This window comes from Bradyrhizobium genosp. SA-3 (assembly GCF_004212635.1).
Lineage (GTDB): Bacteria > Pseudomonadota > Alphaproteobacteria > Rhizobiales > Xanthobacteraceae > Bradyrhizobium.
Window position 1 is genome coordinate 1 of record NZ_PSRT01000173.1, and the last position, 15,169, is coordinate 15,169.

11 protein-coding genes and 1 pseudogene are annotated in these 15,169 nt (G+C 62.6%); 7 read left to right on the forward strand and 5 right to left on the reverse strand.

Annotated elements, in window-relative coordinates:
- Both CWO91_RS37150 and CWO91_RS37155 read right to left on the reverse strand, forming a co-directional pair.
- Positions 1 to 243 (reverse strand): TetR family transcriptional regulator (locus CWO91_RS37150; RefSeq protein WP_130220389.1); only part of this gene is annotated, 243 nt, incomplete at its 3' end.
- A gap of 451 nt (positions 244 to 694) precedes the next feature.
- Positions 695 to 859: a Flp family type IVb pilin gene (locus CWO91_RS37155; protein ID WP_014492421.1), complete on the reverse strand. Its 165-nt coding sequence runs from the start codon at positions 857 to 859 to the stop codon at positions 695 to 697.
- Positions 860 to 1,255: 396 nt separating this feature from the next.
- Between CWO91_RS37155 and CWO91_RS37160 the strand changes: the two genes are divergently transcribed.
- The 5 genes from CWO91_RS37160 to CWO91_RS37180 all read left to right on the forward strand — a co-directional run bounded on the left by CWO91_RS37160 (position 1,256) and on the right by CWO91_RS37180 (position 9,212).
- The gene (locus CWO91_RS37160) at positions 1,256 to 2,743 is read left to right on the forward strand and encodes a hypothetical protein (RefSeq protein ID WP_130220390.1); all 1,488 of its coding nucleotides are present in this window, start codon (positions 1,256 to 1,258) and stop codon (positions 2,741 to 2,743) included.
- A 227-nt stretch (positions 2,744 to 2,970) separates the two neighbouring features.
- Positions 2,971 to 3,369 (forward strand): YybH family protein, encoded by a 399-nt coding sequence (locus CWO91_RS37165; protein ID WP_130220391.1) that lies wholly within the window; start codon positions 2,971 to 2,973, stop codon positions 3,367 to 3,369.
- A gap of 43 nt (positions 3,370 to 3,412) precedes the next feature.
- Positions 3,413 to 6,784: an adenylate/guanylate cyclase domain-containing protein gene (locus CWO91_RS37170; protein ID WP_130220392.1), complete on the forward strand. Its 3,372-nt coding sequence runs from the start codon at positions 3,413 to 3,415 to the stop codon at positions 6,782 to 6,784.
- Between the two features lie 479 nt (positions 6,785 to 7,263).
- Positions 7,264 to 8,007 carry a protein-L-isoaspartate(D-aspartate) O-methyltransferase gene (locus CWO91_RS37175; protein WP_165405979.1) on the forward strand — a complete coding sequence of 248 codons (744 nt, stop codon included), beginning with the start codon at positions 7,264 to 7,266 and terminating at the stop codon, positions 8,005 to 8,007.
- Between the two features lie 272 nt (positions 8,008 to 8,279).
- Positions 8,280 to 9,212 carry an MBL fold metallo-hydrolase gene (locus CWO91_RS37180; RefSeq protein ID WP_130220394.1) on the forward strand — a complete coding sequence of 311 codons (933 nt, stop codon included), beginning with the start codon at positions 8,280 to 8,282 and terminating at the stop codon, positions 9,210 to 9,212.
- A gap of 209 nt (positions 9,213 to 9,421) precedes the next feature.
- Here CWO91_RS37180 and CWO91_RS37185 read toward each other — a convergent pair whose 3' ends face one another.
- Positions 9,422 to 10,339: an NADP-dependent oxidoreductase gene (locus CWO91_RS37185; protein WP_130220395.1), complete on the reverse strand. Its 918-nt coding sequence runs from the start codon at positions 10,337 to 10,339 to the stop codon at positions 9,422 to 9,424.
- Positions 10,340 to 10,921: 582 nt separating this feature from the next.
- Between CWO91_RS37185 and CWO91_RS45665 the strand changes: the two genes are divergently transcribed.
- Together CWO91_RS45665 and CWO91_RS37195 are read left to right on the forward strand one after the other, a co-directional pair.
- Entirely contained in the window at positions 10,922 to 11,098 is a 177-nt protein-coding gene (locus tag CWO91_RS45665) for a hypothetical protein (RefSeq protein WP_433995601.1), read from the forward strand.
- 40 nt (positions 11,099 to 11,138) lie between these two features.
- Positions 11,139 to 12,005, forward strand: coding sequence for an alpha/beta fold hydrolase (locus CWO91_RS37195; RefSeq protein ID WP_165405980.1), 867 nt, complete (start codon positions 11,139 to 11,141; stop codon positions 12,003 to 12,005).
- A 531-nt stretch (positions 12,006 to 12,536) separates the two neighbouring features.
- On the opposite strand, the gene ftsH is transcribed toward CWO91_RS37195, so the two are convergent.
- A complete protein-coding gene (ftsH, locus tag CWO91_RS37210; protein ID WP_091880422.1) occupies positions 12,537 to 14,459 on the reverse strand; it encodes an ATP-dependent zinc metalloprotease FtsH in 1,923 nt (640 codons plus the stop codon).
- Positions 14,460 to 14,773: 314 nt separating this feature from the next.
- A pseudogene (locus CWO91_RS37215) lies at positions 14,774 to 15,169 on the reverse strand (tRNA lysidine(34) synthetase TilS); the annotation flags it as partial.

Here is a 15,169-nt window from a genome sequence, read left to right on the forward strand (position 1 = left end):
CGCGCGCCGGATCGCCGCGAGCTCGTCGCGGGAGACCTCGGCGATCAATTCGGAGATCAGCTCGGCCTTCGAGGGGAAGTAGCGGTAAACCGTGCCGGCCGCGACATTGGCGCGGACCGCGACCGGCGCAATCTGCACCGCCGCCATCCCGCCCTCCGCCGCAGCCTCCCGCGCCGCGGCCAATATCGCACTGCGCCGGGCCGCAAGGCGCTTCACCACTTGATGCGTCCGCCGATAAACCATGGCGCGCTTCCTGTCCCACACGCCAGCCACACGCCCTGCGGCCGAACGCTTCGTCACTGCAAAGATGCAAATCGTCCCCCAAAGACTGAACAACTATTCAGGGTGGATGACAAGATGCAAATGCGTGGAGCGTCACGGCGAACGGGCTGGAGCGCCAGCCGGCTCGCAAAGGCTACAGCGCGATGAGATCAGGCTTGATGGCCTGCCGCACAACAGGTGCGCTGGGGTGGGGTGTCCCCGCAATCAATAGCCCTCAAGAGGAGAGAGCCCTCACCCGGCGCTTCGCGCCGACCTTTCCCGCAAGCAAGCGGGAGAGGTTAAAGGCGCTTGCGGCGACTCAAGCGATTCCACCTGAAGCCCCCGCTGTAACGCCGCGAGAAGCGAACCTCTCGCCCAAAAGAAAAGAGCCCCATCCGAGACGGGGCTCTCGAAATTCTCAAGTCGTCCAGTGTTACTTCAGGCTGCTCGAGATCGAGCCGAACTTGGTGTTCAGCGAGCTGCCGAGGTTGTTGACGACGGTGATGATCGCGAGCGCGATGCCGGCGGCGATCAGACCATATTCGATGGCGGTGGCGCCGGATTCGTCCTTCACGAAACGCGAAACGAGGTTCTTCATAGACTGCTCCAAAGATTAAACGGGGCTACAAACTGGTCTGGTCTTTTCGGCTTCCCAGCGCCGCCCGACCATGAAACCGAACCTAGAGGCAAAGAATTTCGCCGCAGTTAATTCGACTGCGTAAACACGGAGCGGTTCGCGTGTATTCGCCGATGGTAAATCGAAATTGAAAACAATCGGTTAAATTGTCGGGACATGAAATCGGCTCGATGCCGCTGATTTACCCGAAGTTATGACCGCGCATGGTCCAATGCCACCCGCTCGGCCTGAAGCGCGATGAGATGAATCGTTCATCGCGCTTCAGGTTGTTGTTTGAGCATGACCTTCCCGGAAAACCGCGACACACTTTTCCGGATCATGCTCGGACCGACAAGAACAACAGGACCACGAGGCGGCATGTCCCTTTCCTTTGCCAACAGCATCGCGGTGCAGAGCCGCGCGCGCGCCCTGGTGCCGCTGTGCGTCGGTGCCGGCGCCTATCTCTTCTTTCTCTTCGTCGGCGATACTCTGCTTCAGGATTCCGACTCGTTCTGGCAGATCAAGATCGGGCAATGGATCCTCGATCACGGCGCCATGCCCACTACGGATTTCTATTCCTTCACGCGGACGGGTGCGCCCTGGATTTCGACGTCGTGGCTGTCGCAGGTGATGTTTGCGTTCTCCTACACGCAATGGGGCTGGGCCGGGCCAGTGATCCTCACCGCGGCTGGCATCGCGCTCTCGACCGCGATCTTCGTCCATCTGTTAGATGCGCAGATCGAGGCACCGCGCGCGGTGCTGTTCGCGATGCTGGCGCTGCTGTTGGCGCTGCATCACGTGCTGGCGCGGCCGCATATCCTGGCGCTGCCCGTGATGGTGGCGTGGGTCGGCCTCCTGATGGCGGCTGCCGACCGCAGGAGCGCGCCGTCCTGGACCTGGCTGCCGCTGATGGCGCTCTGGGCGAATTTGCACGGCGGCTTCGTGCTGGGCCTTGCGCTGATCGGCCCGATCTCGCTCGAGGCGGTCGAGCATGCCGAGAAGGGACGACGGCTCCAACTGTTCCTGCACTGGGTGCTGTTCGGCGTGGGCGCATTGATTGCGAGCTGCTGCACGCCTTATGGCTGGCGGACGCTGATGGGCGCGACCAACATCCTCAGCCTCGGCGAGTTGCTCTCGCTGATCTTCGAATGGATGCCGGCGAACTTCGCCACGTTCACATCATTCGAGGGCGCGCTGCTCGGCCTGATCGCGCTCGGTTACTATCGCGGCCTCGTGCTCTCGGCGCCCAGGATCTTCCTGATCCTGTTCCTGACCTGGAGCGCGCTGACCCATGTCCGGAGCATCGAGGCCTTTGCCTTCCTGGTGCCGCTGGTGCTGGCAAAGCCGCTCGGCGAGATGTTTTCGCGGCCGCCGGCCGACGCCACTGATAGCGACCGTTGGCCGGCCCGCTACCTCACCGCGCTCGGCGCGCTGATGATCATGGCCGCGAGCTGGACCTCGACCTCGCTCTACATGGGGCACCACCGCTTCGGCTTCACGATGACGCAGATGCCGGTTGCAGCGGTCGACCTGCTCGAGCAGCGCAAGGTGCAGCGCATCTTCAACGCCTACCAGTTCGGCGGCTATCTGATCTCTCGCGACATCCCCGTCTTCGTCGACGGCCGCGCCGAGCTCTATGGCGAGAAATTCGTCATGGACTTCTTCAAGGCGACGGAGGGCAAGAAGCCCGAGCTGCTGCCGCGCCTGCTCGACGAATACAAGATCGACGCGACGCTATTGGTCGCCGATGCGCCGGGCCCGCAGATCCTCGACCAGCTCAAGGGCTGGAAGCGGATCTATGCGGACGACATCGCCGTGGTCCATGTGCGGGAGAATGCGGAAGGGGCGGCGGCGCCGTCAAAGTGAGGACGAAGTCCAGGGCGTGTGCTTCCAAATGAGAGGTCCGCTTCCAAGTGTGGAGCGGACATGGGCAGGCACTGCGGCTATCTCGCCTACTGACCCCTTTGCGGACTTTCGGTTACGTCCTCGCTTACGGCAGCACGTCGGCTGGTTCCCCGCACATTCCGGATTTTCCCACCGCTCAGTTGGAGTAAGATCCGGCGGTCACCAGCGCTACCCTGAGGGAGGGAATCATGACGAACTTGGGCCCCTCGACGAGCTTCGACGTCAGAGCCGAAATTACTGCGGCTTATGCCGCCTGGGATTCGGCATTCAACAAAGCTGACGCTAAAGCGGTTGCCAAAGCGTACGTCTCGAACGCCAAAGTGCTGCCTCCGACACATCAAATCATATCGGGTCCGGCAGAGATCGAGAATTTCTTTGCTGGGCTTTTTTCGAGCGGATTCGCCGATCACCACCTGACGATCATAGATGCGGGTGGAGACGAGAAGGTGGCCTACGGCACGGCGAGATGGAGCGCCAACGGCAAGGGAGCGGATGGGTCCCGCCAAGCTGCCGGCGGGATTGCTACGCACGTGTTTGAGCGTCAGGCGGACGGTTCGCTGAAGCTGAGGTTGCACACCTTCAACTAGGCCGGCCGTACGCCTCGCCTGACACCAGGCGAGGAGGCGTCGCGTGAACATCGCGGAATGGCTCCATGGTCTTGGGCTGGATCGTTACTCCCAGGCCTTCCAGGATGCGGAAGTCACGCCTGAGGTCCTGCCAGAACTGACCGAGGACGACCTGCGGGAACTTGGTTTGCCACTCGGCCCGCGCAAGACGGTGCTGAAGGCGATTCACGCACTCGCTCCGTCGAGCCGTCCCATACCTGTGGAGGTTCGCGCCTCGGCTGGACAGCCAAAACTGCCACTGCCGTCGGAGGCAGACCGGCGGCAGCTCACAGTCATGTTTGTCGATCTGGTCGGCTCGACTGCGCTCGCCTCGGGACGTGACCCTGAGGAGCTGCGGGACCTGATGCAGGCCTATCACAACACTGTAGCGAGCGAGATCACCCGGTTCGAGGGCCATGTTGCCAAGTTCCTGGGCGACGGCGTTCTCGCTTACTTCGGCTGGCCGCGGGCGCATGAAGATGAGGCGGAGCGTGCAGTTCGCGCCGGGCTTCGGATATCCAAGGCGGTCGCCGCCCTTACGGAGCCGGCTGGTGCAGCACTTGCGGCTCGCGTTGGCATCGCAACCGGTCTGGTCGTCGTCGGCGAACTGATTGGCGAGGGAGAAGCCCGCGAGCGTTCGGTCATTGGAGAAACCCCGAATCTGGCCGCCCGCTTGCAAGGGCTCGCCGACCCCGGCGGCGTTGTAATCGCCGATTCAACGCGCCGTCTTATCGGAGAAGCCTTCATATACCAAGACTTGGGGACGGTGCCTCTCAAAGGGTTCCCTGGACCGGTGCGGGCGTGGCTCGTCATCGGCGAGGGCGTGGCCGAGAGTCGATTTGACGCCCAGCACGGGATGTCGACCACCGCGCTAGTCGGGCGCGACCAGGAGCTCGCACTTCTCTTGGACCGCTGGGAACAGGCGAAAGGGCGAGAGGGACAGATCGTTCTGCTCGGCGGCGAACCGCGCATCGGCAAATCCCACCTCGTGCGAGCGCTGCGCGACCGGCTCGCAGGCGTGCCGCACACATGCCTCAGTCATTTCTGTTCGCCATTCCATACCAACAGCGCCCTGTATCCTCTCGTTGGGCTCCTTGAACGGGCAGCGAGGATACGGCGAGAAGACCCTTCCGAAGAACAGCTCGATAAACTTGAGGCAATGCTCGCTCTTGCGACAGACGACGTGCGCGGGAGCGCACCGGTTCTCGCAGACCTGTTGGCCATCCCGACAGGCGAGCGCTACCCTCCACTGGCGCTTAGTCCACACCAAAGGAAGGAGCGAACGTTCCAGGCTCTGTTGGAGCAGATAAAGGGCTTGGCAGCAAAGCAACCTGTTCTTGCCATCTACGAGGACGTCCACTGGGCCGATCCCACCACGCTCGAACTCATTGATCGCGCCGTTGACGAGGTGCAGCGCCACTCGATCCTGATGATCGTTACTTTCCGGCCGGAATTCGTTCCGCGCTGGACGGCGCATGGACACGTGGCAGCACTCTTCTTGAGCCGGTTGGGGCGCAGGCAAGGTACTGCCGTGGTCGACCGGATAACCGGCGGCAAACTGCTTCCGCACGAGGTGCTCGAACAGATCTTAGCCAAGACAGACGGTGTGCCGTTGTTCGTCGAGGAGCTCACCAAGACCGTCCTTGAATCTGGGCTGCTTAAGGATCGCGGGAGCTACTATGAGCTTGTTGGTCCGCTGCCCCCGCTGGCGATCCCGACAACGCTCCAGGATTCATTGATGGCCCGTCTTGACCGGTTGGCACCCGTTAAGGAGGTCGCCCAGATCGCGGCCTGCATTGGCCGTGAGTTTGGATACAACCTTCTGAAAGCAGTAACGCCGCTCAGTGAAGATGGCCTCCAGCGCGCTATTAATGAGCTCTTGGAGGCGGAACTCATCTTCCGGCGAGGAGTGCCCCCGGATATCGGCTACACCTTCAAGCATGCGCTGGTGCAGGATATCGCGCACGAGAGCCTGTTGAAGAGCAAGCGACAGCAGATCCACACTCGTATTGCCGCGGCTCTCGAAGAACATTTTCCTGCGCGTGCGGAGATGGAGCCGGAGACGATAGCTTTGCATCTCGCAGAGGCGGGGCTGGCGGCCAACGCGGTCGGCTATTGGCTGCAGGCCGGCCGAAACGCTGCGGGGCGTTCCGCCAATCTCGAAGCGATCACTCATCTCTCGAGAGGGCTGGAGGCGCTCAAGGCCTATCCAGAAGGGCTGGAGCGGGATCGTCAAGAACTCGCACTCCAGACAGCAATTGGAGGTCCGCTGATCGCCATTCACGGATACACGTCTCCTCAGCTCGGCACTGCCTTCAGCAGGGCTCATGCGCTCTGCTACGAACTCGATGACATGGATGCGTTGTTCGCCACACTTAGCGGCAAGTATATTTTTCATTTCGTGAGAGGCGACTACCGCGCCATGCAGAGCCTGGTTGCCGAGGCACGCCTCGCCGCCGAGCGAACCGAGGACATGGCACTGGAATTGAGGGCGCATCGTTTGGCGGCTCTCACGGCTATGCACGCCGGTGATTTCCTTACGGCCCGCTCCGAGTTCGAGATGATCTTAAGCCGCTATGATCCGGCCGCCCATCGGCCATCGCCTGTGCACTATGTCCATGACCCGAAGGCCTCCGCGTTACCCTATCTGGCGGTCGTGCTTTGGCTCCTTGGCTATCCCGATCAGGCCCTGAGAACAAGTCGCGCAGCGTTTGAGTACGCTGCGGAGCTGAACCAGACGAACCTTACCGCTCACGTCGCGGTGTATGGCGGAGCGGGACCTGCGGAGCTGACGGGTGACGTGGCGGCCGTGCGTGCGCACGCGGACGCCATCATCGACCTCGCCGATCAGCACAGCTTGAACTACTGGCGGTTGAGCGGCCTCATCCTTCGGGGTTGGGCCATGGCGCAGGAAGGCGACGCGGAGAAGGGCCTGGCGCTCATGCGTCAAGGCTTGAACGATCGGGCCGGGCTCGGAGCCAGCTGGTACCAAGTTCGGTACTTGTGCATGTTGGCATCAGCCTATTTGCAGCTTGGTGATGGCGAGAAAGGGCTTGCCGCACTGACAGAAGCAAAGGACCTCGCGGCGCGCAATGACGAGCATATGTGGGACGCAGAGGTTGCATGCGTTGAGGGCGAACTACGGCGCATTCGTGGAGCTCCAGCGGATGAGGTCGAGGCTTATTTGCAAACTGCACTTGATGTGGCACGCAGGCAAAGCGCGAAGTCGCTTGAGCTGCGTGCAGCCATGAGTCTGGCTCGGCTTTGGCGCGATGAGGGCAGGCTTATCGAAGCACGGGATCTCCTTGCCTCAGCGTACCGATGGTTTACGGAAGGCTTCGAAACGTCTGACCTCCTTGCCGCAAAGGCACTCATCGCAGAATTGGCTGAGCTCTAGTGGTTGTTTCATTCAGTGACGCGATCCAGCCGCCGCAGCCCGCCTGCTCGACGAATACAAGATCGACGCGACGCTATTGGTCGCCGATGCGCCGGGCCCGCAGATCCTCGACCAGCTCGGTGATCCATGTGCGGGAGAATGCGGAGGGTGGGGCCGCGACGCCGTCGAAGTCAGGATGTAAGTCCAGGCCGCGCTTCCAAATGAGAGCTCCGCTTCCAGGTGTGGAGCGGACTGCTGCAGGCACTGCGGCCATTTCGCCGTTTGACCCGCAACGGACGTTAGGTGAGGAATCCCGCTTGAGAGCATTTTGGTCGGCAATGCGTGCCCTTCCAGATGCAGTGATGGATCGTGACCGCTGGAGGCCCCATGACGCACTGCGGTCGTTCGCCGGACGCCGTGTTTCGCTGAGGTGATGCGTCGAATCGGCTCATTGCGCTCGAGCGGTCGACGTGAGCCCATTACTTCTCGGAGAGCACACGATGAAGGCCTTGCTGCTGCTCGTGTTTGCCATGGTTGTCGTGGCCCGGGAAGCGACCGCTCAGGACGCACCAAAGGACGCGCAATGCGTCCGCGAGCGCGTCGCCATGGTCGAAACCATCCGGGCATACGCCCGATCCGCCGCCAGTGCCTTGGGACAGCAAGGCCTGTCGGAGAGTGTCCTTGAGGCCATGGAGCAAACGAAACGCCATCTGTTCGTCCCCGAGCAATCTTGCTCCATCGCATACGCGGACAGACCGATGCCGATCGGTCTCGGGCAAACCATATCCCAGCCGTACATCGTGGCCTTGATGACCCAATTGGTCGAGGTCGCGCCCGATCACGTTGTGCTGGAAGTGGGGACGGGTTCGGGCTATCAGGCCGCCGTCCTTGCGCACCTGGCGCGAAAGGTCTGCACCATCGAGATCATCCCGCAATTGGCCGAGACCGCCGCGAAAACATTAAGAGACCTCGCGTATGACAACGTGAGCGTCAAGCTTGGCGACGGATACGATGGCTGGCCCGAATGCGGTCCTTTTGACGCCATCGTCGTGACTGCCGCGCTCGGGCAGCCACCGCCGCCCCTGATTGAACAGCTTAAAGTAGGTGGCCGGCTCGTTATGCCAGTGGGCCCCGGTTACACCACTCAGCAGCTCACGGTCGTCGAAAAAATCGCCCCCGACAAGACGACGACGCGCGCCGTCGCCCTCGTGCGCTTTGTCCCCTTTACGCGTTCACAAAACTAAGCTCGCAAACGTCCCGTTCTTGCTGAGCCGGAATTTGTCGAGGTGGCTGGCGCCTCGCGCGAATGCACGTTTGGAGCGGCAGCAATTAGCCCATCAGCCAAGTGGCGGCCCCTCTGGTGGAGGTCTGCTTGTCGGCGCATAGCGGACTAGATTTGCTCACCCTAAGTTCTTCGCATGTTGACCCACTTGAGACATCACGCATTGGCATCTAACGCTCTGCCTGATACGCTCGTGCCAGCTCCGGGACTTCCAAAGGTTGGTGCAGGTGTCCTATGCGTCGATCGTTTGTTGTTGGGCTGCTCGCTGCTACCTTAATTCCAGTCGGCGCTTCTGCTCAGAACTGCGAACCGAATTCCGTTGCTGTCCAAATTCTGGGTTCTGGTGGACCGCGCATCAATCCTTTCCGCTCTTCAACGAGCTATCTGCTCTGGGTCGGCGATCAGGCCAGAGTTCTGGTCGACATGGGTGGCGGTGCTTTTGGCCGTTTCGGCCAGACCCAAGCGAAGCTGACCGACTTGTCGCTGGTCGCCGTGAGTCATCTTCATCCGGACCACATCTCTGACCTCCCTGCCTTCCTTTGGCAGAGTCACTTAGCGCGGAAGGAACCGTTGCCCATCGTCGGTCCGTCTGGCAACGATGCCGCGCCCGATTTCTCGACATTCCTCAGCCGTCTGTTCGACGAGAAGAACGGCGCGTTCCCGGTGCTCGGGGCCACACTCGGAGGAAAGCGGCGCGACATACCGAGCGGACCGCTGTCAGGGGGAGGTAGCGTTTCCCTCGACGTTGGCGTGGTCGACGCGACCAAGGCAGAACCGACGACCGTCTTTGACCGAGACGGCTTGACGGTGACGGCGCTCGGAATCCCGCACGGCAATATGCCGACTCTCGCCTATCGCGTGAAGGTCCGGAATGTATCGATCGTCTTCAGCTCAGATCAGACAGGAACCGACCCCAAGTTCGTCGATTTCGCAAAAGGAGCGAACATTCTGATCATGCATCTGGCTCTTGCGGCAGGCGTCAAGAATAACCCGCTTCATGCGGCACCGGATGTTGTCGGCCGCGTCGCGCAAGAAGCGCAGGCCGGACGTCTCATCGTCAGCCATATCGGAATTTTCGATCTCGATGCCGCTTTGGCAGATCTTAGAAAGAGCTATACCGGCCCATTGACGGTCGGCGCTGATCTGCAGTGCACGCCAGCAAAATGAAGGGCAAATCTTGCATGCTCATATCTTCCGCTATTGGCCCTTAGCCGAACAACGATGGGGCCTTTTGTGATGTCGGCTATCGGCGGTAAACCGGGCGCGGGGCTCGCTCGCTTCGACTGCCGCTTGTGACCCGCTTCGGACATTTTCTTAACGTCCGGCCGACCCGGACAGCGCCGGGCCGGCTGCGTGCATCAATGGGCATGCATCGCTCAGGGACGAACGCGGATGATCGTATTGCCCTTGCGTCGCTCGGTCGGATTTAAGGCGGCGACGGCATCGTCGAGCGTCGAGATGTTGCCGATGTTCATCCGCAATCGTCCATCCCGTACCCGCTGGACGATCTCACTCAGTTGCGCACGATCGGGCTCGACGACGAAGTCAACCGCCACGCCGTCGGAGGGCCGCGCCTCGGCCGGCCCGACGACAGTCACCAGTGTTCCTCCAGCTCGAATCAGTCCTGCAGACCGCTTCTGGATATCACCGCCGATAACATCAAATACCAGATCGACTTCGCCGACCTCTTCCAGGGCGTCGTTGTCGAGATCGACGAACTCCTTCGCGCCGAAGTCGAGCACCGTCTGACGGTCGGCGGCACGTCCGGTGCCGATGACATAGGCGCCGGCCTCTCGTGCGAGTTGCGTCACCATCGACCCGACTGCGCCGGCCGCGCCGTGTGCGAGAACGCTCTGCCCCGCGTGAAGGCGGCCGTGCTGGAACAGCCCTTGCCATGCGGTCAGGCCCGAGATCGGCAGGCTCGCGCCCACCGTGAAGTCGACGTCGCCCGGCAGCGGCGCGAGGTTGCGAGCCTCGATCGCCACATACTCGGCCAGCGTGCCGTCGCGATACCAATCCGCGAGGCCGAACACCCGCTGTCCCACCGACAGGCCAGTCGTGCCATATCCGAGAGCGGCGACCACTCCGGCCAGCTCGTGCCCAGGGATCGACGGTGTTCGGTCGTGATCGAGGCGATCGGTCCAGGTCGAGGGCCACGCCAGCTCAGTCGGGACAAATCCCGACGCATGAACCTGAACGACGACATCGTTTATCGCTGCCTGCGGCCCGGGCCGCTCCACCAGCTTCATCGCGGCCGTTCCCGCGGTTCGGTCCGTTACAACGATAGCCTTCATGGGAATTATCTCCTCGGTCATTTGTCTCTTTAGTGTGTTGCAGGGGGGCGTGGATGTGTCGGCCATCAACAAAACGCCAGGCAGTGTGGAACTCCTGTCTCCGGGTCTGCGATCTGAGCTGTCTGCATTGACTGGCGCTCCCACTCAGCCTGATGGACCGGGATCGCTCCAGTTGCCGGTGCTAGCGAATAGATGCGTTGCGCCTGGTCATAAAACAGTACCAAGATTGCGGATTCTGGCTGTACCAAGCGCAATGGCCGCCCTCCCCATGCAACTTGATCGTGCCAAAGGGCTCCGTTGTGTTGCCCGGATTTATTCGGCGATCCGAGCGCAGGCGGTTTGAGCCTCCCGTGTCCCGGACGCGCGAAGCGCGAGCCGGGACCCAGAATCTTGCGACACGTTCAGCTCGGAGAGATGGGCCCCGGCTCTGCAGCGCACCGCTGAAGGAGCGCTGCGCTGCGTCCGGGGCACGAGAACTCCCTGCATTGAGACAGGAAACGAATTTGGATTGCGAAGGCCGCTAGGCGCGGTGTCCAACGTCCTGACGAAACGCTACGGCCTTTTTGATCCCCCTGATGCCTGATGCTTGATGGGTTGTCGTCGCTGTTCACGGTGCCGCAGGTGATGTCGCTGCTGTTCGAATATGGACAGGCGGCGAGCCTCGCCACGGCGGATGAACACGGACGTGACGTCGCAGCATCGACATCGTCCGCCCGGCAAACGGAAATGACGATGTTGCGACCTGACGCACCCACCTGATCATGCGGTAATATCCAATGCTCGAACAGGAAGACGCATCATGAAGTTTCGCAATCTCGTCACCGCGCTTCTCGTCATGGTCTCGATCGGCGCGGCGCATGCGGCGCCGCAATGGCTGAGCCTGCCGCCGACGCCGACACTGCCCAAAGCCGCGCAGAGCGGTCTCGCGCCCATCAACGGGGTCAAGATCTGGTACGCGGTGTTCGGCCGCGGGCAGACCGTCCTGTTGCTGCATGGCGGTCTCGCCAACGCCAATTACTGGGGCCACCAGGTCCGCGCGCTGCAGCGGCACTATCAGGTCATCGTCATGGAGAGCCGCGGCCATGGGCGCAGCAGCCGCAATCAGGAGCCCTACGGCTACGACCTCATGGCCTCGGACGTGGTCGGGCTGCTTGACCATCTCAAGATCAGTAAGGCAGCGATCGTGGGCTGGAGCGACGGCGCGATCATCGGCCTCGACATCGCCATCAAGCATCCGGAGCGGGTGAGCAAGCTGTTCGCCTTCGCGGCGAACTCGGATCCGTCAGGCGTTGCGGATATCGCTTCGAGCGACGTCTTCAACGCCTACATCGCCAGGGCCGGCGAAGAATACAAGCGCCTCTCGCCGACACCGACGGAGTACAAGAGCTTTGTCGCCGACATCACCAAAATGTGGGAGAGCCAGCCGAAATGGACGGCTTTGGATCTCGCCGCGATCAAGGTCCCGACCTGGATCGTCGATGGTGACCATGACGAGGCGATCAAGCGCGAGAACACCGAGTTCATGGCGGCGAACATTCCCGGCGCCGGCCTGCTGATCCAGCCGGAGGTCAGTCACTTCTCGTTCTTGCAGGATCCCGAGCAGTTCAACGAGGATGTGCTGCATTTCCTGGCGCGTGGCGGAGGCCCGCGCGCATCGCCGAAATGAGGAGCCGTAGGGTGGGCAAAGCGTAGCGTGCCCACCATGTCGACCGTGCGTTCCGAGACATGGTGGGCACGGCGCGAGCGCGCCTTTGCCCACCCTACGAAACTGGTGGCACGTCATTGCGAGCGCAACTGCATCAGAACGTCATTGCGAGCGCAGCTCTCTCAACACCGTCATTGCGAGGAGCCCTTGCGACGAAGCAATCCAGAATCCCTCCGCTGTGACAGTCTGGATTGCTTCGCTGCGCTCGCAATGACGGAGTCTGCGGTAATAGCGCGCCTCCCTCTCGTGTCCCGGACGCACTGCAACGCCATAGCGCGTCGAAGACGCGCGTGAACGCGCTTACGGCATTGTGGCGCAGAGCCGGGACCCGCCGCCGCGTGCACCGCTAAAGCATGGGCCCCGGCTCCGCAGCGCACCACGTCGCAAGGGCGACGCGCTGCGCTGCGTCCGGGGCACGAGACCTGAATTGCGAGACCACAAAAAAACGCGGCGTTGCCGCCGCGTTTTTCAATTCGATCTGCAGCTCGGAGCTTACGCCTGCGGCTGCGGCTCCAGACCGGGATCCGGATCGGGCCGCGGGCGCGACTTGCCGGCCGGGGGCACGGCGGAGGCGCGCGGCGTGGCCGGCTCAAGCACGGACTCGCGGTTCGGCTTCTTGCCCTTGAGCAGGTCGACGATCTCCTCGCCGGTCAGCGTCTCGAACTCGAGCAGGCCCTTGGCGAGCGTCTCGAGGTCGGCATGCTTCTCGGTGAGGATGCGGGTTGCTTCCTTGTAGCCTTCCTCGACCAGACGCTTGATCTCGGAATCGATCTTCTGGACCGTTGCCTCGGAGGCGTTCTGCGTCCGCGACACCGACATGCCGAGGAAGACCTCGTCCTGGTTCTCGCCGTAGGAGACGGTGCCGAGCTCTTCCGACAGGCCCCAGCGCGTCACCATCATGCGGGCAAGGCGCGTGGCCTGCTCGATGTCGGAGGCGGCACCCGAGGTCACCTTCTCGCGGCCGAAGATCAACTCCTCGGCGACGCGGCCGCCCATCATGATGGCGAGGCGCGAGGTCATCTGCTCCAGCGACATCGACAGCTTGTCGCGCTCCGGCAGCTGCATGACCATGCCGAGCGCACGACCGCGCGGGATGATGGTCGCCTTGTGGATCGGATCGGTCGCAGGCACGTTGAGGCCGACGATGGCGTGGCCGCCCTCGTGATAGGCCGTCAGCAGCTTCTCTTCCTCGGTCATGACGAGCGACTTGCGCTCGGCACCCATCATCACCTTGTCCTTGGCCTCCTCGAACTCGGCCTGCGTCACCATCCGCTTGTTGCGGCGGGCGGCGGTCAAAGCGGCTTCGTTGACGAGGTTCATCAAGTCGGCGCCGGAGAAGCCCGGGGTGCCGCGCGCGATGGTCTTGAGGTTGATATCCGGCGCCAGCGGAACTTTACGAACATGCACCTTGAGGATCTGCTCGCGGCCGACGACGTCCGGATTCGGCACCACGACCTGGCGGTCGAAGCGGCCCGGACGCAGCAGCGCGGGATCGAGCACGTCGGGTCGGTTGGTCGCCGCAATGAGGATCACGCCCTCATTGGCCTCGAAGCCGTCCATCTCGACCAGCAGCTGGTTCAGCGTCTGCTCGCGCTCATCATTGCCGCCGCCGAGACCGGCGCCACGGTGACGACCGACGGCGTCGATTTCGTCGATGAAGATGATGCAGGGCGCGTTCTTCTTGGCCTGCTCGAACATGTCGCGGACACGGCTCGCACCGACGCCGACGAACATCTCGACGAAGTCGGAACCGGAAATGGTGAAGAACGGCACGTTGGCCTCGCCCGCGACCGCACGCGCGATCAGGGTCTTGCCGGTGCCGGGAGGGCCGACCAGCAGCACGCCGCGCGGAATGCGGCCGCCGAGGCGCTGGAATTTGCCGGGGTCGCGCAGGAATTCGACGATCTCCTGGAGGTCCTGCTTGGCCTCGTCGACGCCGGCGACGTCCTCGAAGGTGACGCGGCCATGCGCCTCGGTCAGCATCTTGGCGCGTGACTTGCCAAAGCCCATCGCCTTGCCGGCGCCGCCCTGCATCTGCCGCGACAGGAAGATCCAGACGCCGATCAGCGCGATGAAGGGCAGCCAGGAGACCAGCAGCGAAACGAACCACGGCACGTTGTCGCCGGGCGGCTTCGCGGTGATCTGGACCTTGCTGTCATAGAGCCGCTTGACCAGCGTCGGATCGTTCGGCGCATAGGTCTGGAAGCTCGAGCCGTTGGTGAAGGTGCCGTGGATGTCGGGACCCTGGATCACGACGTCGCGCACATTGCCGCGGTCAACCTCGCTCAGCAGCTGGGAGAAGGCGATGTCCTGCGAGGACGCGCGCTGACCTGGATTCTGGAAGAGCGTGAACAACGCCAATAGCAGCAAGACAATGATGACCCAGAGGGCGAAATTGCGCAGATTGGCGTTCATCGATCTTCCTTCGTGGTCGCGCGGATCGCGGCCCTGATCCTTGGGGAGTTACTTTGGTCAATGCGAGGAAATCCCAAGGAATCCTCTCGGTTAGACGCATACAATTTAGGTGCCGCCCCGGTCGCTGCCAAGGGAACGAGATGGGACTATTTATCCCATCTTAGCGCGATTCCCGTTATCCCATCTTAGCGCGATTCCCGCTGAAATAATGGCGTCCTAGCCCGGGTTTTTCCCGCCTGGTTAAGGTCGCCTGACGGCGCCGAGCCGAAACGGCCGGTGTCATGATCCGACCTCATGCAGCCTTCATGCGCGCTTCATGCACCCTTGCGCCGCCGGGCCGGCGCCGGCGCGATGTGGATACGCCCGCCGGCGAGGCTGATCAAGGCTCCCGCAAGGGTTTGCTTCAGGACCGGCCGGCCATTTGCGGCTGCACGGGGTCCTGCGGCGATGGCCCGATCAAGCGCGGACATCAGGGTTTCGACCTTGCCGAGTTCCGCCGGCCCCTCGTGCCCGAGCGCGGCGATGGCCCGCAGCAGCAGCCGCAGCCGGACCTCCTCGGGCAGGACGGCGAACGCCGATGCCTCGAAGCTTCGAATGCCCGCCTGCGGCGCAACGTCGCGATCCCGCAAGCGGAGGAAGCGCTCGGCGCCGTCGGCGAGCACCTCGACGGCCGCATTGGCGCGCGCCAGCCTTGCTGCGAGCCGCACGAG